The 18946-nt window shown below is 62.4% G+C and carries 17 protein-coding genes; 12 read left to right on the plus strand and 5 right to left on the minus strand.

The features are described 5' to 3' along the window. The first annotated feature begins 75 nt into the window (after positions 1–75). Positions 76–669 (plus strand): VOC family protein, encoded by a 594-nt coding sequence (locus tag GR212_RS10930; protein ID WP_163986510.1) that lies wholly within the window; start codon positions 76–78, stop codon positions 667–669. Between the two features lie 157 nt (positions 670–826). Here the strand turns inward: GR212_RS10930 and GR212_RS10935 are convergent, their stop codons facing one another. After that, a complete protein-coding gene (locus GR212_RS10935) occupies positions 827–2437 on the minus strand; it encodes an AMP-binding protein (protein WP_163986511.1) in 1611 nt (536 codons plus the stop codon). A 298-nt stretch (positions 2438–2735) separates the two neighbouring features. Between GR212_RS10935 and GR212_RS10940 the strand changes: the two genes are divergently transcribed. From GR212_RS10940 to GR212_RS10975, 8 genes are all read left to right on the plus strand, one after another. Further along, a complete protein-coding gene (locus GR212_RS10940) occupies positions 2736–5054 on the plus strand; it encodes a bifunctional salicylyl-CoA 5-hydroxylase/oxidoreductase (RefSeq protein ID WP_163986512.1) in 2319 nt (772 codons plus the stop codon). A gap of 7 nt (positions 5055–5061) precedes the next feature. Continuing rightward, positions 5062–5841, plus strand: a complete 780-nt coding sequence (locus GR212_RS10945) for an SDR family NAD(P)-dependent oxidoreductase (RefSeq protein ID WP_163986513.1) — start codon at positions 5062–5064, stop codon at positions 5839–5841. A 5-nt stretch (positions 5842–5846) separates the two neighbouring features. Next, positions 5847–6698 (plus strand): enoyl-CoA hydratase family protein, encoded by an 852-nt coding sequence (locus GR212_RS10950; RefSeq protein WP_163986514.1) that lies wholly within the window; start codon positions 5847–5849, stop codon positions 6696–6698. Between the two features lie 4 nt (positions 6699–6702). Continuing rightward, positions 6703–7881 carry an acyl-CoA dehydrogenase family protein gene (locus GR212_RS10955; protein WP_163986515.1) on the plus strand — a complete coding sequence of 393 codons (1179 nt, stop codon included), beginning with the start codon at positions 6703–6705 and terminating at the stop codon, positions 7879–7881. A gap of 116 nt (positions 7882–7997) precedes the next feature. Beyond that, complete coding sequence (locus GR212_RS10960) at positions 7998–9179, plus strand: acyl-CoA dehydrogenase (RefSeq protein WP_163986516.1); 1182 nt, start codon at positions 7998–8000, stop codon at positions 9177–9179. A gap of 8 nt (positions 9180–9187) precedes the next feature. Beyond that, positions 9188–9619: an acyl-CoA thioesterase gene (locus tag GR212_RS10965; protein ID WP_163986517.1), complete on the plus strand. Its 432-nt coding sequence runs from the start codon at positions 9188–9190 to the stop codon at positions 9617–9619. Then, a complete protein-coding gene (locus tag GR212_RS10970; protein WP_163986518.1) occupies positions 9597–9992 on the plus strand; it encodes a RidA family protein in 396 nt (131 codons plus the stop codon). The genes GR212_RS10965 and GR212_RS10970 overlap by 23 nt, the downstream gene beginning before the upstream one ends. A 22-nt stretch (positions 9993–10014) precedes the next feature. After that, a complete protein-coding gene (locus tag GR212_RS10975) occupies positions 10015–11982 on the plus strand; it encodes a 3-hydroxyacyl-CoA dehydrogenase NAD-binding domain-containing protein (RefSeq protein ID WP_163986519.1) in 1968 nt (655 codons plus the stop codon). Positions 11983–12000: 18 nt separating this feature from the next. Here the strand turns inward: GR212_RS10975 and GR212_RS10980 are convergent, their stop codons facing one another. The 3 genes from GR212_RS10980 to GR212_RS10990 form a co-directional block, all read right to left on the minus strand. Beyond that, positions 12001–13212: an adenylate/guanylate cyclase domain-containing protein gene (locus GR212_RS10980; RefSeq protein WP_163986520.1), complete on the minus strand. Its 1212-nt coding sequence runs from the start codon at positions 13210–13212 to the stop codon at positions 12001–12003. Between the two features lie 156 nt (positions 13213–13368). Beyond that, positions 13369–14271: an SDR family oxidoreductase gene (locus tag GR212_RS10985; protein ID WP_163986521.1), complete on the minus strand. Its 903-nt coding sequence runs from the start codon at positions 14269–14271 to the stop codon at positions 13369–13371. An 87-nt stretch (positions 14272–14358) separates the two neighbouring features. Next, positions 14359–15099, minus strand: a complete 741-nt coding sequence (locus GR212_RS10990; RefSeq protein WP_163986522.1) for an SDR family oxidoreductase — start codon at positions 15097–15099, stop codon at positions 14359–14361. 120 nt (positions 15100–15219) lie between these two features. On the opposite strand from GR212_RS10990, the gene GR212_RS10995 reads away from it, so the two are divergent. The 3 genes from GR212_RS10995 to GR212_RS11005 all read left to right on the plus strand — a co-directional run bounded on the left by GR212_RS10995 (position 15220) and on the right by GR212_RS11005 (position 18169). Next, positions 15220–16131 carry a LysR family transcriptional regulator gene (locus tag GR212_RS10995; RefSeq protein ID WP_163986523.1) on the plus strand — a complete coding sequence of 304 codons (912 nt, stop codon included), beginning with the start codon at positions 15220–15222 and terminating at the stop codon, positions 16129–16131. Between the two features lie 137 nt (positions 16132–16268). After that, a complete protein-coding gene (locus GR212_RS11000) occupies positions 16269–17615 on the plus strand; it encodes an LLM class flavin-dependent oxidoreductase (RefSeq protein ID WP_163986524.1) in 1347 nt (448 codons plus the stop codon). Between the two features lie 11 nt (positions 17616–17626). Further along, positions 17627–18169 (plus strand): hypothetical protein, encoded by a 543-nt coding sequence (locus GR212_RS11005; RefSeq protein WP_163986525.1) that lies wholly within the window; start codon positions 17627–17629, stop codon positions 18167–18169. 262 nt (positions 18170–18431) lie between these two features. Here the strand turns inward: GR212_RS11005 and GR212_RS11010 are convergent, their stop codons facing one another. Beyond that, complete coding sequence (locus GR212_RS11010; RefSeq protein ID WP_163986526.1) at positions 18432–18860, minus strand: OsmC family protein; 429 nt, start codon at positions 18858–18860, stop codon at positions 18432–18434. Between the last annotated feature and the right edge of the window lie 86 nt (positions 18861–18946).

Genomic DNA, 18946 nt, shown 5'->3' on the forward strand with positions numbered 1-18946 from the left:
CAACGCAAGGCCAACACTGGAGCCGCGGGTATCGGCGAGAGTTCAACAATACCCGCACACAGAAAGGGAGTAACGATGAAAGACCCGGAGTCAGCGGCAACGAAAGCTTCAACTGTTGGACCGGGAGGGGCAAAAGCCACCGGGCTGCCTGGTCTTCGTGGTCACGACCATACAGGACTTACGGTGCCGGACATGAAGCAGGCCATCGATTTCTTCGAGAATGTGCTCGGTTGCAAGGTCGCAATGTCATTTGGACCGTTTGCCGACGATGAGGGCACCTTCATGACGGATCTGCTCGGTGTCCACCCCAAGGCTGAAATAAAGCAGATAGTGCAAGTTCGCTGCGGCTTCGGATCGAACATAGAGTTGTTCGAATATTCAGCGCCCGATCAGCGAGACTTCAAGCAGAAGAACAGCGACATCGGTGCGTTTCATATCTCGCTCTACGTCGACGATATCGATGCCGCAAAGGCCTATCTCGACAGCAGGAACATTGAAACACGGCTGGGGCCGTTGCCGATCAATGATGGTCCGGCAGCTGGCCAGTCGATCCTCTATTTCCAGGCGCCGTGGGGCTTGCAATTCGAGGCCATCAGCTACCCCAAGGGTATGGCTTATGAAAAAGGCGCCGAAACCCTGCTGTGGAATCCGAAAGATCCGGCCAAGTGATACCTGCCCGGGGCGAAGCTGGAAGGCTGCGCAATGGCATCGCCGCAGCTCGACCGGCTGCGGCCGCGACCGCACGCAAGCGCTATGTCAGCAACAATGAGTAACTGCATGCGGCGTCAAAAATGCCGCCCGCAGCCAGCCTGATTGAGCGTTTCCGCTATTTGAGGCGGAAACGCTGTATCTTACCGGACTCCGTCTTCGGCAAGGCCTCGACGAAGATAATCGAACGGGGATATTTGTAGGGTGCGATCACGGCCTTGACGTGATCCTGCAGCGCCTTGACCAGAACCTGAGATCCGGTCACGCCGGCCACCAGCACCACATGAGCCTGGACGATATGCCCGCGCTCCTCGTCCGGCTTGCCGATGACGGCGCATTCCAGCACGTCGGCATGCGAAAGAAGCGCAGCTTCGACTTCCGGCCCGGCAATATTGTAGCCGGCCGAAAGAATGATGTCGTCGGAACGTGCCGCGAAATGGAAATAGCCTTCGTCGTCCTGAATGAAGCTGTCGCCCGTCAGGTTCCAGCCAGCACGCACATAGTCGGCCTGCCTGCTGTCGGCAAGATAACGGCAGCCGATCGGCCCGCGAACAACGAGCTTGCCGATCGTGCCGCGCGGAACTTCGTTCATCTCGTCATCGACGATACGGGCCTCGTAGCCCGTCAGCGGTTTGCCGGTGCAGTACGGCTTGGCGTCGGACAGTCGGTTGGAGATGAAGATATGCAGCATCTCCGTCGAGCCGATGCCGTCGAGGATCGGCTTGCCGGTCTTGCGCGTCCATTCCTCGAAGATCGGTCCGGGCAGCGTCTCGCCGGCGGAAACCGCAATGCGTAGCGAGGAAAGGTCAGCCCCCTCCTCCATCGCCGCCAGCATGGCGCGATAGGCGGTCGGTGCGGTGAAGCTGATCGTCGCGCCGTATTCCTGGATGATCTCGACCATGTTCTTCGGCGAGGCGTTTTCGAGCAGGGCCGTCGATGCCCCGAAGCGCAGCGGGAAGATGACGAGGCCGCCCAGCCCGAAGGTGAAGGCGATCGGCGGCGAACCGATGAAGACGTCGTCGGGCGTGACCTGCAGCACTTCCTTGGCATAGGCATCGGCGATGATCAGGATATCGCGATGGAAATGCATGGTGGCCTTGGGCACACCGGTCGATCCCGACGTAAAGCCGAGCAGCGCCACGTCGTCACGTCCGGTTTTCACCGCTTCGAAACGAACCGGCTTGTTGAGGGCGATGCGGTCGAGTTCGGCATCGTGATTGGCGGTGCCGTCGAAGCCAACCACCTGCTTCAGGAAGCGGCTGTCCTTGGCGGCGGCCACGAGTTCCTCCAGCAGCCGCGTATCGCAGAGCGCGAAGGAAATTTCCGCCTTGTCGATGACCTTCGAAAGCTCGCCCGCCCGCAACATCGGCATGGTGTTGACGGCGACGGCACCGACCTTCGTCACCGCCAGCCAGCAGGCGATCATGGCAGGGTTGTTTCCGGAGCGGATGAGAACGCGATTGCCGGGTTTGACGCCAAAGTCTTCCACGAGCGCATGGGCGATGCGGTTGGTCCAGTCCGCCAGCTCCTTGTAGGTGCGGCGGCGGCCGTTGCCGATCAGGGCCACGTTGTCGCCGAAGCCCTTCTCGACCATCCGGTCGCTCAGCTCGAAGCCGGCGTTCAGCCACTCCGGGTAGTCGAAACCATCCATCAGCAACTCGGGCCATTCGCCGAAAGGCGGCAGATTATCCCGCGTGAATGTATCGGTATGACCGGTCGGTCCCAGCATTGCCTCGCTCCCACATTCTTCTCGATCAAATCGCCATCACCGACCTCTCCCAAGGTGGCGCCTGTAGCGTGCTAAAAAAGATCGCACTGAAGATTGAATAGTTCAAGCGAGAAATTTTAAGTCTAAAATATTTTTGATTTCTCATTGATTCTAAAAGGAAATTCTTGAATTTCGAGCTATTGCGACCCCTGCTGGGCCACAGAGTCGGAGAGGAAAAGCCTTGACGAATGACGATGACGAGATATTTTAAACTTAAATGATTTCGAGATCGGCTTCGGCCTCAGAGGAGGGATAAGCGATGCGCATCGTCTGTATCGGCGGCGGCCCCGCAGGGCTCTACTTCGCGCTTCTAATGAAGAAGCTCCATCCTGAACATTCGATCCGCGTCGTCGAACGCAATCGTCCCTATGATACGTTCGGCTGGGGCGTCGTCTTTTCCGACGCGACGATGGTCTCGATGCGCGAATGGGACCCTGAAAGCGCCGCCGAGATCGAGGACGCCTTCAACCATTGGGACGACATCGAGGTCCTGTTCAAGGGCACGCGCCAGCGCACGTCGGGCCACGGCTTCGTCGGCATCGGCCGCAAGAAGCTGCTGAACATCCTGCAGCGCCGCTGCGAGGCGCTCGATGTCGAGTTGATCTTCGAAACGGAGGTCAACTCCGATCTCGATTACCCCGACGCCGATCTGGTCATCGGCTCGGACGGTCTCAACTCCAAGATCCGCAATCATTATCCGGAGGTTTTCCAGCCGGACATGATTACCCGGCCGAACCGCTACATCTGGCTCGGCACCAACAAACTGTTCGACGCCTTCACCTTCGATTTCCGCCGCACCGACCACGGCTGGTTCCAGGCGCATATCTACAAGTTCGATGACAAGACCTCGACCTTCATCATCGAAACGACAGAAGAAGCCTATCTGGCGCACGGCCTCGACAAGATGGACCAGGACGGCTCCATCGCCTTCTGCGAGAACCTGTTTGCGGAAGTGCTCGAAGGCGCGCCGCTGATAACCAATGCCCGCCACCTCAGGGGATCGGCCTGGTTGAACTTCAATCGCCTGATCTGCGGCAAGTGGAGCCACTTCAACGGCAATTCCCATGTCGTCCTGATGGGGGATGCCGCCCACACGGCACATTTCGCCATCGGTTCGGGCACCAAGCTCGCCATCGATGACGCCATCGAGCTCACCCGGCAGTTCCAGATCCACGGACACGAGAAGGACAAGATACCGGCCGTCCTCGATACCTACGAGGAAATCCGCCGCGTCGATGTCGCGCGCATCCAGAATGCCGCCCGCAACGCGATGGAATGGTTCGAAGTCGTCGGACGCCGCTATGCCGATACGCTCGAGCCGCCGCAATTCATGTATTCGATGCTGACACGCTCGCAGCGCATCAGCCACGAAAACCTGAGACTGCGCGACAAGACATGGCTCGAAGGCTACGAGCGCTGGTTCGCCGAAAAATCCGGCCTCACCGTCGGCAACGACCGGTGCCTGCCGCCGATGTTCACGCCCTACCGCCTGCGCGATGTCCAGCTCGTCAACCGTATCGTCGTCTCGCCGATGGCCATGTATTCGGCTGAGGATGGCGTGATGAACGATTTCCATATCGTCCATCTCGGCTCTCGCGCCATGGGCGGCGCGGCGCTCGTCTTCGCGGAAATGACCTGCGTAACCCCGGATGCGCGCATCACGCCCGGCTGCCTCGGCCTCTGGAACGAAGCGCAGATGGCGCAGTGGAAACGGCTTGTCGACTTCGTTCATACGAACAGCGCCGCCAAGGTCGGCATCCAGATCGGCCATGCCGGGCGCAAGGGCGCAACGAAGCTCGCCTGGGAAGGGATCGACCAGCCGCTGGCCGAAGGCGACTGGCCGCTGATCTCCGCGTCGGCAATTCCTTACCTCAAGAACAGCCAGGTGCCGAAGGCCATGGACCGCGCCGATATGGACCGCGTCAAGGCCGATTTCATTCGCTCGACCGAACTGGCGATCGAAACCGGCGCCGACTGGCTGGAGCTGCATTGCGCCCACGGCTATCTGCTGTCGAGCTTCCTGTCGCCGCTGACCAATGTGCGCGACGACGAGTATGGCGGCAGCCATGAAAACCGCGCCCGCTATCCCCTGGAGATCTTCAAGGCGATACGGGCGATCTGGCCGGCAGACAAGCCGATCTCGGTCCGTCTTTCCTGCCACGACTGGACGGATGGCGGCAACACGCCGGAAGATGCGGCAATCTTTGCCGCCATGTTCAAGGAAGCCGGCGCCGACCTGATCGATTGCTCCTCGGGCCAGGTCTCGAAACAGGAAAAGCCTGTCTACGGCCGCCTGTTCCAGACGCCTTTCTCCGACAAGATCCGCAACGAAATAGGCATTCCCACCATTGCCGTCGGTGCGATATCGGAGGCCGATCACGCCAATTCGATCATCGCCGCCGGCCGTGCCGATCTTTGCGCCGTCGCCCGCCCGCATCTGGCGGACCCGGCCTGGTCGCTGCATGAAGCCGCCAAGATCGGCGTGACTTCCATCCCCTGGCCGAAGCAATATGTTTCCGGCAAGCTGCAGTACGAAACCAACCTTGCCCGCGCGGCCACCGCCGCACCGGCGAAATGAGGATGAGATGACGACTTCGGGCAAACTCGCCGGCCGTCACGCCCTCGTCACCGGGGCCGGAAGCGGCATCGGCGCCGCGATCGCCAAGGCGCTCGCGGCCGAAGGCGCGCATGTCAGCCTGGCGGGTCGCCGCAGAGAGCCGCTGGAAGCGGTCGCCGCCGAACTCGGTGCGGCCGCATTCGTTGTCGATGGCTTCGATGTCACGAGCCCCGAAGCCGTGGCTCAAGGTCTCGCCAAGGCACGCGAAACATTCGGCCCGGTGGATATCCTCGTCAACAATGCCGGCGAAGCGCCGAGCGCGTCTTTCGAGAAGACGAGCCTTGAGGCCTGGAACCACGTATTGTCGGTCGACCTGACAGGCGTTTTCGTGGTGACGCAGGCAGCCCTTTCCGACCTGAAAGCTTACGGCCCCGGCGCGCGTATCATCAATATCGCCTCGACGGCTGGCCTGAAGGGATACGGCTACGTTTCCGCCTATGTCGCCGCCAAGCATGGCGTCGTCGGCCTGACGCGTTCGCTGGCGCTGGAACTTGCCAGGACCGGCATCACGGTCAATGCTGTCTGCCCCGGCTTCACCGACACGCCGATCATCCAGCGCTCGATCGAGACGATCGTCGCCAAGACCGGACGTACGGCGGAGCAGGCACTTTCAGAGTTCACGAAGTCCAATCCGCAGGGACGGCTCGTCAAGCCGGAAGAGGTCGCCGATACCGTCTTGTGGCTGGCATCGCCGGCTGCGGCATCGATCAATGGACAGGCAATCGCGGTTGCCGGTGGGGAGATTTGAACGCGATGAGCGATCGGGACATGACGATGAAAGGCCATCTGAAGCCCTTCAAGGATTACAAGCCGCAGCACTTCCTCTGGGAAGTGAGCGAGGACGGCCGCGTCGCCACCATTCGCCTGAACCGCCCCGAACGTAAGAACCCGCTGACCTTCGACAGCTATGCGGAACTGCGCGACCTTTTCCGCGACCTCGCCTATGCATCGGATATCCGCGCCATCGTGCTGACGGGCGCCGGCGGTAACTTCTCCTCCGGCGGCGATGTCTTCGAGATCATCGAGCCGCTGACCCGCATGGCCATGCCCGAACTTCTGGCTTTCACGCGCATGACCGGCGATCTCGTCAAGGCGATGCGCAAATGCCCGCAGCCGATCGTCACGGCGGTCGACGGCATCTGCGCGGGCGCCGGCGCGATCCTTGCCATGGCCTCCGATCTGAGGCTGGCGACGCCCGAAGCCAAGACGGCCTTCCTTTTCACCCGCGTCGGCCTTGCCGGTGCTGATATGGGCGCCTGCGGCATCCTGCCCCGCATCATCGGCCAGGGCCGTGCCGCCGAACTTCTCTTTACCGGCCGGTCGATGACTTCGGCCGAAGGCCATGCCTGGGGTTTCTACAACGCCCGGCACGCCAACGCCGATCTGGAACGCGAGGCCCTCGCGCTTGCCCGTTCGCTGGCCGACGGTCCCTGGTTCGCCCACGGCATGACCAAGACCATGCTGAACCAGGAATGGGCGATGGGTATCGACGAGATGATCGAATCCGAAGCGCAGGCGCAGGCGATCTGCATGGCGACGCAGGATTTCCGCCGCGCCTTCGAAGCCTTCGCGGCCAAGCGCCGGCCGGAATTCCAGGGAGATTGAGCTGATGTCCACGGCAAGCAGCCTTCCCGGCCCGACACGCGATCATCTGGATTGGCCCTTCTTCGAGGAGCGGCATCGCCGTTTCGCCGCCGAGGTCGATGCCTTCGCCAAGTCCGGCGTCATGGCTTCCATCGATCATGCCGATGTCGATGGCGCGTGCCGCAAGCTGGTCAAGGCGCTGGGCGACGCCGGGCTTCTGACCGCCGCGACCGGTTCGTCCGATAGCGAACCCCTGATCGATTCCCGCATGGTCTGCCTTGCCCGCGAAACGCTCGCCTGGCACGACGGCCTTGCCGATTTCGCCTTCGCCATGCAGGGTCTCGGCACCGGGGCCATCGGCCTTTCCGGCTCGCCGGAACTACGTTCGGCCGTTCTGCCCAAGGTGCGCTCCGGCGACTGGCTCTCCGCTTTTGCATTGTCCGAGAAGGATGCCGGCTCCGATGTCGCGGCCATGAGCTGCGCCGCACGCCTCGACGGCGATCACTACGTTCTCGACGGCGAAAAGACCTGGATTTCCAACGGCGGCATCGCCGATGTCTATACGGTCTTTGCCCGCACCGGCGAAGCGCCGGGAACGCGCGGCATCTCCGCCTTCGTCGTCTTTGCCGACGACCCCGGCTTTTCGATCGCCGAACGCATCGAGGTGATTGCGCCGCATCCGCTGGCGACGATCCGCTTCGACAATTGCCGTATTCCCGCGTCGCGCCGCCTCGGGGCCCCGGGCGAAGGCTTCAAGATCGCCATGCGCACGCTCGATATCTTCCGCGCCTCTGTCGCCGCGGCCGGCCTCGGCTTTGCCCGCCGCGCCCTGGATGAATCGCTTGCCCATGCGCGTGCACGCCCGATGTTCGGCGCCACCCTTGCCGACCTTCAGCTGACGCAGGCCGCTCTCGGCGACATGGCGACCGGCATCGACGCGGCGGCATTGCTCACCTATCGGGCGGCTTGGCGTCGCGACGTGCAGCGCTTGCCGACGACGCGCGAGGCGGCCATGGCCAAGATGACGGCGACGGAAACCGCGCAGAGCGTCATCGACCGTGCCGTCCAGCTTTTTGGCGGGCGCGGCGTGAGGTCGGGCGAGATAACGGAAAAACTCTATCGGGAGATCCGCGCGCTTCGCATCTACGAAGGTGCGACGGAGGTTCAGAAACTCATTGTTGCGCGCGAACTTCTGAAGACCTAGAGCAATTCCAGGAAAAATGCCGTGCGGTTTTCCGTCCGGAATTGCGTAAAACAAAGAAATTGAGCGGTTCGGCCCCTGCAGGAAATACCGAACTGCCCCAATGGGAGATTAAGAGCATGAGCCGCGAGATTTTCGACTGGGCCGACCCGTTCCGGCTGACGGAGCAACTGAGCGACGACGAACGCATGGTGCTGGACACTGCGCATTCCTACGCGCAGGAGAAGCTCAGCCCCCGCGTGCTCGAAGCCTTCCGCAACGAAAAGACAGATCCGGCGATCTTCCGCGAAATGGGCGAACTCGGCCTGCTCGGCCCGACGATTTCTCCCGAATATGGCGGCGCCGGCCTCAGCTACGTCGCCTACGGCCTGATTGCCCGCGAAGTCGAACGCGTCGACAGCGGCTACCGCTCGATGATGAGCGTCCAGTCCTCTCTCGTCATGGTGCCGATCGAAACCTTCGGCTCGGACGCGCAGAAGCAGAAGTATCTGCCGAAGCTCGCGACCGGCGAATGGATCGGCTGCTTCGGCCTGACGGAACCCAACCATGGCTCCGACCCCGGCTCGATGGTCACGCGGGCAAAGAAGGTCGATGGCGGCTACAGCCTGACCGGCGCCAAGACCTGGATCTCCAATGCGCCGATCGCCGATGTCTTCGTCGTCTGGGCGAAGACCGAGGATGGCCTCATCCGCGGCTTCATCCTCGAAAAGGGCTGGAAGGGCCTGTCGGCGCCCGCCATCCACGGCAAGGTGGGCCTGCGCGCCTCCATCACCGGCGAAGTCGTCATGGACAATGTCTTCGTGCCGGAAGAAAACCTGATGCCGAACGTGTCCGGCCTGAAGGGGCCGTTTACCTGCCTCAACTCGGCGCGCTTCGGTATTGCCTGGGGCGCCTTGGGTGCTGCCGAGGATTGCTATGCCAAGGCTCGGCAATATGTGCTCGACCGCAAGCAGTTCGGCCGGCCGCTGGCCGCCAACCAGCTCATCCAGAAGAAGCTTGCCGACATGGTGACCGAGATTACGCTCGGCCTGCAGGGCTGCCTGCGCCTCGGCCGCATGAAGGAAGAGGGCCATCCGCCTGTCGAACTCACCTCCATCGTCAAGCGCAACAGCTGCGGCAAGGCGCTGGATATCGCCCGCGCCGCCCGCGACATGCTGGGCGGTAACGGCATATCGGACGAGTTCGGCGTCGCGCGTCACCTCGTCAACCTCGAAGTGGTCAACACCTATGAGGGCACGCACGATATCCACGCGCTTATCCTCGGCCGCGCCATCACCGGCATCGCCGCCTTTTCGAACTGAGGCCCGCCTTGGCGTTCAAAACCACCAGACCCCTGCGTTTCGGAGATTGCGATCCCTCTGGGATCGCCTATTTCCCATCCTATCTGAACATCCTCGTCGGGGTGCTGGAAGATTACTTCGCCTCGCTTGGCTTTCCCTGGAGAAAACTGATCGACGACCGTCAGCTCGGCGTGCCGACGGTGCGGCTCGATCTGACCTTCATGAAGCCGGGCCTTCAGGGCGACGATCTCGAATTCCTGCTGACGGTTCATGGCATCGGCCGCTCCTCGCTCGACCTGGAACATCAGGTGTCGGCGAACGGCCATGTGCTGTGGACGGCCAGGCACCGCGTCGTCGCCACCTCGCTCGATACGCATAAATCCATTGAATGGCCGGAGGATCTCCGTGCCGCGCTGACCTCTCATCTGGAGAAGACCGATGCACACCATCCTGCAACCTGAAGGCTGGGCCAAGCCGATCGGCTATGCCAATGGCGTAGCGGCGACGGGCCGCACGGTGTTCGTCGGCGGCCAGATCGGCTGGAATGCCGCCTGCGAATTCGAAAGCGACGACTTTGTCGATCAGGTGCGCCAGACATTGAAGAATGTCGTCGCCATCCTGGCCGAAGGCGGCGCCGAACCGAAGCACATCACCTCGATGACCTGGTATTTCACGGACAAGCAGGAATATCTCGGCAGTCTGAAGGGCCTCGGCCAGGCCTATCGCGAGATCATCGGCCGGCACTTCCCGGCCATGGCTGCCGTGCAGGTCGTCGCCCTCGTCGAAGATCGCGCCAAGATCGAGATCCAGGCGACCGCCGTCATCCCGGAATAATATCGGACAGGCTGGTAAAATCATGTCGGCATCGCGTTTTTCGGACACCATCTCGGCGGCGCTGACCAACGGGATCCTCGTCGTCACCATAGACAACGCGCCCGTCAACGCGCTTTCCGCCGATGTCAGGGCCGGCCTCATGGCCGCGTTCGGGCACGCGGAAAACGATGGCAATGTTGCCGGCGTCGTGCTGACGGGAGCAGGCAACAGCTTCATCGGCGGCGCCGACATCAAGGAATTCGGCAAGCCGCCGGTCGAGCCGTTTCTGCCTGACGTCATTGCCCGGATCGAAGCCTTTCCGAAACCCGTTGTCGCCGCGATCAATGGCGCGGCCCTCGGCGGCGGCCTGGAGGTGGCGCTTGCCTGCCATCGCCGCCTTGCCGCACCTGCCGCCAAGCTCGGCCTTCCCGAGGTCAAGCTCGGCATCGTACCCGGCGCAGGCGGCACGCAACGTCTGCCGCGTCTCACCGGAATTGCGGCCGCCATCGACATGATCGCCAATGGCCGTATCGTCTCTACCGCCGAAGCCCTCAAGCTCGGCATCATTGACGCGGCGGCCAGCGGCGAGCTGATCGCTGAGGCCGTTGCCGATGCCAAGGCCGCCATCGCCTCCCCCATACGCCGCACCGGATCGCTGACGGTTCAGCCGGAAGCTCCCGAGGCCGTCGACAAGGCGGCAGCGGACGCGTTGCGCAAGGCGCGCGGCCAGCGCGCGCCCGCAGAAGCCGTCCGCCTCATACGCCTGGCGGCAACCGCCTCCCTTTCGGATGGTCTTGCCGAGGAGCGCCGCACCTTCGTCGAGCTGCGCGACAGCGAAGAGGCTGCGGCGTTGCGGCATGTCTTCTTCGCCGAACGCGCAGCCGGTAAGGTCGAGGGCCTGGATGCGGTCACTCCGCGCCGGATCGAAACCGTCGGCATCGTCGGCACCGGGCTCATGGGGTCCGGGATTGCCGTCTCGGCGCTCAACGGCGGCTACCGCGTCATCGGCGTGGAACAGACCACCGAAGCTGCCGAAAAGGGACGCGAGCGCATCACCAGTCTCCTCGACAAGGCCGTGCAATCGGGCCGCCTCGACGCCGCGGGCCGGGACGATCGCCTCAGCCGCCTGACGGTGACGGCGGAAATGCAGGAACTCGCCAAGGCCGATATGGTCATCGAAGCCGTGTTCGACGATCTCTCCGTCAAGACGGAGCTGTTCCAAAGACTTGATGACATCGTCCGCGCCGACGCGATCCTCGCGACCAATACGAGTTACCTCGATCCCGATACCATCGCCGCGTCCACCAGGCTGCCGGAACGCGTCGTCGGGCTGCATTTCTTCTCGCCCGCCAACATCATGCGGCTGCTTGAAGTGGTGAACTGCAAGGAGACCGCGCCCGACGTGCTGGCGACGGCCCTTGTTTTCGCGAAGCGGTTGGGCAAGCTGCCCATCGTCTCCGGCGTCACCGAAGGCTTCATCGGCAACCGCATCTTTTCCGCCTATCGCCGCGAAGCCGAATACATGCTCGAGGATGGCGCCCTGCCGCAGGAGATCGATGCGGCGCTGGAAGCCTTTGGCTTTCCCATGGGCCCGTTTGCCGTCTTTGACATGGCCGGTCTGGAAATCGCCTGGGCGCGCCGCAAGCGGCAGGCCGCAACCCGTGACCCAAATGAGCGTTACGTCGTCATCGCCGACCGGCTCTGCGAAGCCGGCCGCTTCGGCCAGAAATCCGGCCGTGGCTGGTACGCCTATCCCGATGGCAAGCGCACCGTCGATCCGGCGGTGACGGCGATGATCGAAGCCGCACGCGCCGAGAAAGGCATTACGCCGCGGCATTTCCCGGCAGACGAGATCGTCGCCCGCCTGTTGAAGGCCATGGCCGGCGAAGGCGAGGCGCTGCTTTCGGAAGGCATCGCCGCACGCGCAAGCGATATCGACCTCGTCATGATCAACGGCTACGGCTTCCCCTCGAGCAAGGGCGGCCCGATGTTTGCTGCCGGTCGCCGCTGAGAGCGGTTCCCGTCGCTGTCAGGCTGCCGAAGAGAGCAGCGTGAACAGTTCCTGCGGCCGCTTGACGCCGCGCAGCGCGTAACGTCCAACGGAAACGAGATCGTTGCTGTTCTGGCTCGACAGCGCCTCGACGAAATTCGAGGACATCAGGATATTACGATCGGCCGAGCGGCACATCGAGGCGATGCGGCTGACTTCGTTGACGGCCGGCCCGATGACCGTGAAGTCAAGCCGGTCCATGCTACCGATATTGCCGTAGAACACATCGCCGATATGCAGGCCGAGATAGACGTCCGTCACCGGCCTGCCCTCGATCTGCCGTTGCGAATTCAAGTCGCCCAGCCGCTGGCGCAGCAGCGATTCCGCCATCAGCGCGGCAGCGCAGGCATCGGCGGAATTCCTGGCCTTGAAGATCGCCAGCGTGCCGTCGCCGATCAGCTTCAGCACGTTGCCGCCGGCCTCGTGGATCGAGGAGATGACAGCATCCGCATAGGCGTTCAGCATGGGGATGATTTCGTCGGGCTCGGCCGTATCCGAGATGCGCGTGTAGTTCGCGAGATCGGAAAACCAGAGGGCTGCGGAAATCCGCTCCGTCTTGCCGCGGGTGATCTTGCCTTCGAGAACATGCCGGGCGGCATCCTCGCCGAGGTAGACCTCGGCAATGGTCCGGGCGATGCGGCTCATGCCGGTGCATTTGATAGCGAGCGCCAGCGCCGGCGTCAGCTTGCGCAGCACGCGCAGATCGTCTTCCGGGAAACCGACCTCGGCTGCCGTGGCGAAGTTGGAGTAGAAGCAATCCATCTCGCCGATCGTACCGCCCTCCTCGAACCGGTGCACCATGGCGATGTAGTCGGTGTGACCATCGGCCAGCAGCGTATCGAGCCCGAAGAAATCGGCCGGCTCGCCAAAACCGATGCGCCGGCGCACCTCTTCTCCGCCCGTCGTCAACATATGATAGAAGGCGGAACGCTGCCAATTTTCGGAGGCGATGCCCTGATGCGACGGGCCGTATTCGAACTCGCGCTCGACTACCTGGTTGCCGTCCCAGCGGAAGGCGCGGCCCTCATAGACCGGGTGCAGCGTATCCATCAGCGCCATGGCCCGGTCGACGTTGAGGCCATGCTGACGGCACTGCTCGCAGAAGCCCGCCAGAATGTCGGCCTCCGCCATGCCCTTGAGGCCGGCCTGCATGAGCCAGCTGGCAATTTCGCCAATGTCCTTCGCGTCCATGGATGTCTCCCGACCCTCTGAAGGATTCGCTTTAGTACGAAACCAATGGGCTTGGAATGCCGTACGAAGCAAAATAGCCTTGATGTAAGCAACAGATCGCCGCCTCTGTGGCACAGAAGCGGCGATTTGACACGTTCGAAGGATGGTCGCGGGGCCTCAGGCCCTTGCGTGCGGCTTCAGCAGATCTTCCAGACCGATACGCCGGAAGAGTTCCGCCCGAACCCGGTCGGCAACACCGTTGACGATTTCCGCGCCATCCTCGGAGGGATCTATATGGGTACGGAACGGCCGTGTGCCAAACGGCATGTCGACGACATCGACGATCGCTGTTGCTACAGAGGCGGCATCGGCGTCCGCCGGTTCCAGTGAAGCGAGCCCCTTCAACGCCTGGTCGGGCACGCCGGCATAGGGGCCGTTGTCGTATTCGGCAGCACGGGCCTTATCGGCGGGCGAGCCGGAATGGGCAAAATGGTTGGTGCCCTTGGTGAAGGCGCCGGGCACGATGATGGCGGTCTCGATGCCCCAGCGGGTCAGCTCCGAAGCGTAGGAGACGGCGAGCGAATCCATCGCGGCCTTGGCCGCGAAATACGGAGAGAGGTAGGGCGGCGTACCGCCGCGCGTGCTGGACGAGGAAACCCAGACGACCAGACCGTTGCCCTGCTTGCGCATACGGGGCAGCACGGCGCGATTGACGCGCTGGGTGCTGAGCACGTTGATGTCGTAAAGTTCGGCGAACTGCTCGGGCGTAAAAGCCTCGGCCGGGCCGAAGGACATGTGGCCGGCATTGTGGATGATGGTGTCTATGCGGCCCTGCTCGGCGATGACGGCGGCGATACCGGTTTCCACGGAAACGTCGGATGCGACATCGAGCTCGACCGTCCTGAGATCGACGCCGTTCTCCTCGGCAAATGCTGCTGCCGCTGCCACCTGCGCCGCATTGCGCCCCCGGGTTTCGCGGATGCCGGCATAGACCGTGTGGCCTGCCTTCGCGAGAGCGCGCGCCGTCAGAGCGCCGAAGCCGCTCGATGCGCCTGATATGACGATAACTTGCTTGCTCATGATCTTGCTCCTTCGTGAAATTATCGGCTGTTGACGATTGTCGGGATCGGGGATCGGCGGCAGGCTTTGCCCTGCCGCCTGAAGGGTTCAGATCATGCCGCCATTGGCGCGCAGCGTCTGGCCGTTGACCCAGCCGCCATCCGGGCCGACGAGGAAGGAAACGGCGGCGGCGATATCCTGCGGCGTGCCCAGGCGCTCCAGCGGGTTCATCTTGGCCATGCGGTCGATCAACTCGTCACTCTTGCCGTTCAAAAAGAGATCCGTGGCTGTCGGGCCGGGCGCGACGGCATTGACCGTGATCGACCGGCCGCGCAGCTCCTTCGCCATGATGCCCGTCAGCGTCTCGACAGCGGCTTTGGTCGCGGCATAGACGCCATAGGTTTCCAGCTTGAGGCCGACGACGCTGGTCGAGAAATTGACGATGCGGCCGCCGTCGCGCAGGCGCTTGCCGGCTTCGCGCAGCGTGTTGAACGTGCCCTTGAGGTTGATGGCGATATGGCGGTCGAAATGCGCGTCGTCAGCATCGGCGATCCTCGCGAGCTGCATGATGCCGGCATTGTTGACCAGCACGTCGACGCCGCCGAAGACTGCCTCGGCCGCGTCGAACATGCGTCGCACGGCCTCGACATCGGAAACATCGGCCTTCGCGGTCAGCGCCTTGCCGCCCTTTTCCTCGATCTTGCGGGCCAATTCTTCCGCGGCGGCCTCGCTGCCGGCATAGTTGACGACGACGGTGAAGCCATCCTCGGCCAGGCGCTCGGCAATGGCGGCACCGATCCCGCGGGAGGCGCCGGTAACGATTGCGACCTTATTGGAATTGCTGCTCATTTTCCTCATCCTTTGCTGTTTGCGCCGTAGCGCGTTTCGATGAGGACAGGATGCCCCTTTCCATGAGGCGGATAATCAGCCATTAATCGCCATCACTATCCGAAATTGGCGAACAAATAGATGGACAGATTCGATGCCATGCGCGTGTTTTGCCGGATCGTGGATCGGCGCAGCTTCACGCTGGCGGCCGAAGACACCGGTCTGCCCCGCTCGACGGTGACGGATGCCGTCAAGCAGCTTGAGGCTCGCCTCGGCGTGCGTCTGCTGCAGCGCACGACACGGCATGTCAGCCCGACGCTCGACGGCGAGGCCTATTACCAGCGCTGCCAGCGGATCCTGTCCGATATCGAGGAAGCGGAAGGCGCCTTCGCCGGCGCCAAGCCGAAGGGGGTGCTACGCGTCGACGTGCATGGCACGCTGGCCCGGCATTTCGTGCTGCCGAACCTGCCATCCTTCCTCGAAACCTATCCCGATATCGAATTGCAGATTACCGAGGGCGACCGGTTCGTCGATCTGATCCGCGAGGGGATCGACTGCGTGCTGCGCGTCGGCACGCTGCAGGACAGCGACATGATTGGCAGGCGTGTGGCGATGCTGGAAGAGGTGACGCTTGCAGCCCCGGCCTATGTGCGGCGCTTCGGCATGCCAGCCCACCCGGACAGGCTCGACGGCCATCGCATGATCGGCTTCCGTTCCTCCGCAACCGGCGGATTGCTGCCTTTGGAATTCGAGATCGGCGGCGCCGTGCGCGAGGTCATCCTCCCCGCCACCATCTCCGTCAACGCGGCCGAAAGCTATTTTGCCGCAGCTAGGCTCGGACTCGGCCTGATCCAGGTTCCTCGTTATCACGCCGAGGAAGCGTTGCGATCCGGCGACCTGCTGCATGTCCTCCAGGATTATCCGCCAACGCGAACGCCCGTCTCGATGCTGTACCCCCGCAGTCGGCAGCTTTCGCCGCGCGTCCGCGTCTTCATAGACTGGCTGGTCAAGGTTTTCGCGGAACGGAACGGCGTGGAAACCCAGGCGGGATGAATATTCCATGAAAGCGATCAAATAAATGAAATCGGCTCTTTGAATGCGCAATCGGCGCGCCTACGTCGTAGTGGATCATTCCGCTGGCGATGCCGTTTCGTCGTCACGACAGCCTGACGATTTTCGAGAGAGAGCCGATGACCGAACAGAAGCAATTGAAGCTCGGGGCCTTCATGCGTCCCGTCAGCCTGCATACCGGTGCCTGGCGTTATCCCGGCGGCTATCCGGACGCCAACTTCAATTTCCGGCATATCAAAAGCTTCGCCCAGGAGCTGGAAAAGGCAAAATTCGACGCCTTCTTCATGGCCGATCACCTGGCGGTCCTCAACATGCCGATCGAGGCGCTGAAGCGCAGCCATACCGTCACGTCCTTCGAGCCCTTCACCCTGCTTTCGGCGCTGGCCGCCGTTACCGACAAGATCGGCCTCGTGGCAACCGCATCGACCACCTTCGACCTGCCCTATCACATCGCCCGCCGCTTCGCGTCGCTCGATCATATCAGCGGCGGCCGCGCCGGCTGGAATATCGTCACCACGTCCAATCCCGATGCCGCCCTTAATTTCGGCCTCGAAGAGCATATGGAACATGGCGAGCGCTATCATCGCGCCCGCGAATTCTACGATGTCGTGACCGGCCTCTGGGACAGTTTTGCCGACGACGCCTTCATCCATGACGCCGAAAGCGGCATCTTCTTCGATCCCGAGCGGATGCATGTCCTGGGACACAAGGGGGAAGAGCTCAGCGTTCGCGGCCCCCTCAACATCGCCCGGCCGCCGCAGGGCTGGCCGGTCATCGTGCAGGCCGGGCAATCGGATGCCGGCCGCCAGCTTGCCGCTGAGACGGCGGAAGCGGTCTTCGCGGCACCCCGCAATCTCGCCGACGGCAAGGCGATCTTCGCCGATATCAAGGGGCGGATGAAGGCGATCGGCCGCAACCCGGACCATCTCAAAATACTGCCCGCCGCCTTCATCGTCGTCGGCGACACGATCGAGGAAGCGAAAGCCAAGCGGGCGAAGCTCGACAGCCTCGTCCACTACGACAGCGCCATCGCATCGCTGTCGATCGCACTCGGCCACGATGCCTCCAGGTTCGATCCGGATGGTCCCTTGCCCGAGATCCCGGAGACCAATGCCAGCAAGAGCGGGCGCGAACGCGTCATCGCCCTTGCCGAAGCGGAAAAGCTCACGGTGCGCCAGCTTGCCCAGCGTCTTGGCGGCTATGCCGGCCTTGCCTTCGTCGGCACGCCGCAGAGCATCGCCGACGAGATGGAGCAATGGCTGCGGGAAGAAGGCTCGGACGGCTTCAATGTCGTCTTCCCCTTCCTGCCGCAGGGCCTTCTTGACGTGACGACCCGTGTTGTTCCAGAGCTTCAGCGCCGCGGCATCTTCCGCCGCGACTACGAAGGCACGACATTACGCGAACACCTCGGCTTGCCGCGTCCGGAAAACCGCTTCTTCCAGGCAACGGCGGCGGCAGCACAGTAAGAGAGAATGAAATGAGCCATATCACGCCGATCGAGTATGAAACCGCTTCCGACGCCGTGCGCGCCGAGCATGACCGCGAGGTGCAATTGCGCGGCCGCATGACGAACATGAAGCGGACATTGCTGCACTCGCCGGTGGCGCATCGCATCTATGCGGAATGGTTCCCTTTGCGCGAGGAGCTGCGCCCGGCGCTCGACGACCGCGCGGTCTGGCTTCTTTGCCATGCCATCGCTCTGGAGTGCCGATCGATCATCCCCGTCGGCTTTTTCCGGCGCGCGCTGATCAATGCCGGGCTGAAACCGGAAACGATCGTACCGACCGAAGACGAGGCGTTGCTGATCGAGTTCGGCAAAGAGATCGTCAGGGATTCCAACGCCATTCCCGAAGACGTGTGGACACGATTGAAGGCGCGCTATGACGAACCGACCCTCGCCAACCTCGTCGCATTCGCCGGCATCATGATCGCGACAGCGATCTACAACAATGCCGTGAAGGTCGACATCGATCCGGAGCTTGGGCCCTATCTGGAAGGGTTTCAGTTTCCCGCGAAGTGAGGAGCCATCTCGCCCTTGGCGGGCGAGAAAGCAATTTCATTGGTTTAGGAATTGCGGCACAGGATACTCCACCTGCAGGAAGCCTCGCGCAATTTCTAAGCCATTGAAATTGCAAGAGAGGGGGACTGCTTCTAGCTCATTCTAATTCTGGCAAGCAAGTGCGTCCCTGCCTACCCCCGCCCTTGCAAAATCTAGCACTTAGCCTTCCGGCTAAATGCTAGATTTTGCTTTCCCGCCCACAAGGGGCGGGATAAAGCCAACCTCACCCCGAAATCGTCGTCGAAAACTGCGGATTGCCGCGGATCGTGTTGCTCACGGTGCAGATTTCGTCTTCGGCCGCATGGGCGATCGCGTTGCGGATATCATCGCTGAAATCGCCCTTGATGGTGAAGGCGATGTTGAACTTCTCCACGCGCGAAAGACCTTCGGTGGCCTTTTCGCCAGTCACGACGGCGGTCACTTCGGTCAGCTTGTCGAGCACGCCGAGGCTGCTTGCCGCCATGCGGGCGCTTAAGACCAGGCAGGCGGAAAGCGACGAATAGAGCAGATCGAGCGGGTTGAAACCGGGCTGCGACGGCGAGGTGACGATATCGATCTCGCCGCCCGTCACCGAGGTCACATGCGGAAAGCCAGTGCGGCCAAGCGTGGCGGTCGCGCCCGTCTGCCTCGTCTTCACTTTCAGTTCGGCCATTTCGAAAATCCTTGAAATAAAAGAGGGAAACTCCTTTCTTCAACATAGGGATTCATGGCGCCGGACACAATTGCAGTTCCCGCCCC

This window comes from Martinezella lusitana (assembly GCF_010668395.1).
In the GTDB taxonomy this organism is placed as follows: domain Bacteria; phylum Pseudomonadota; class Alphaproteobacteria; order Rhizobiales; family Rhizobiaceae; genus Rhizobium; species Rhizobium lusitanum_A.

Coding starts and splice junctions, on each gene's coding strand:
- GR212_RS10930 (WP_163986510.1), top strand. CDS start 76: ATGAAAGACCCGGAGTCAGCGGCAACGAAAGCTTCAACTGTTGGACCG.
- GR212_RS10960 (WP_163986516.1), top strand. CDS start 7,998: ATGAGCCGCGAGATTTTCGACTGGGCCGACCCGTTCCGGCTGACGGAG.
- GR212_RS10985 (WP_163986521.1), bottom strand. CDS start 14,271: ATGAGCAAGCAAGTTATCGTCATATCAGGCGCATCGAGCGGCTTCGGC.
- GR212_RS10950 (WP_163986514.1), top strand. CDS start 5,847: ATGAGCGATCGGGACATGACGATGAAAGGCCATCTGAAGCCCTTCAAG.
- GR212_RS11000 (WP_163986524.1), top strand. CDS start 16,269: ATGACCGAACAGAAGCAATTGAAGCTCGGGGCCTTCATGCGTCCCGTC.
- GR212_RS10990 (WP_163986522.1), bottom strand. CDS start 15,099: ATGAGCAGCAATTCCAATAAGGTCGCAATCGTTACCGGCGCCTCCCGC.
- GR212_RS10940 (WP_163986512.1), top strand. CDS start 2,736: ATGCGCATCGTCTGTATCGGCGGCGGCCCCGCAGGGCTCTACTTCGCG.
- GR212_RS10995 (WP_163986523.1), top strand. CDS start 15,220: ATGGACAGATTCGATGCCATGCGCGTGTTTTGCCGGATCGTGGATCGG.
- GR212_RS10935 (WP_163986511.1), bottom strand. CDS start 2,437: ATGCTGGGACCGACCGGTCATACCGATACATTCACGCGGGATAATCTG.
- GR212_RS11010 (WP_163986526.1), bottom strand. CDS start 18,860: ATGGCCGAACTGAAAGTGAAGACGAGGCAGACGGGCGCGACCGCCACG.
- GR212_RS10970 (WP_163986518.1), top strand. CDS start 9,597: ATGCACACCATCCTGCAACCTGAAGGCTGGGCCAAGCCGATCGGCTAT.
- GR212_RS11005 (WP_163986525.1), top strand. CDS start 17,627: ATGAGCCATATCACGCCGATCGAGTATGAAACCGCTTCCGACGCCGTG.
- GR212_RS10945 (WP_163986513.1), top strand. CDS start 5,062: ATGACGACTTCGGGCAAACTCGCCGGCCGTCACGCCCTCGTCACCGGG.
- GR212_RS10975 (WP_163986519.1), top strand. CDS start 10,015: ATGTCGGCATCGCGTTTTTCGGACACCATCTCGGCGGCGCTGACCAAC.
- GR212_RS10980 (WP_163986520.1), bottom strand. CDS start 13,212: ATGGACGCGAAGGACATTGGCGAAATTGCCAGCTGGCTCATGCAGGCC.
- GR212_RS10955 (WP_163986515.1), top strand. CDS start 6,703: ATGTCCACGGCAAGCAGCCTTCCCGGCCCGACACGCGATCATCTGGAT.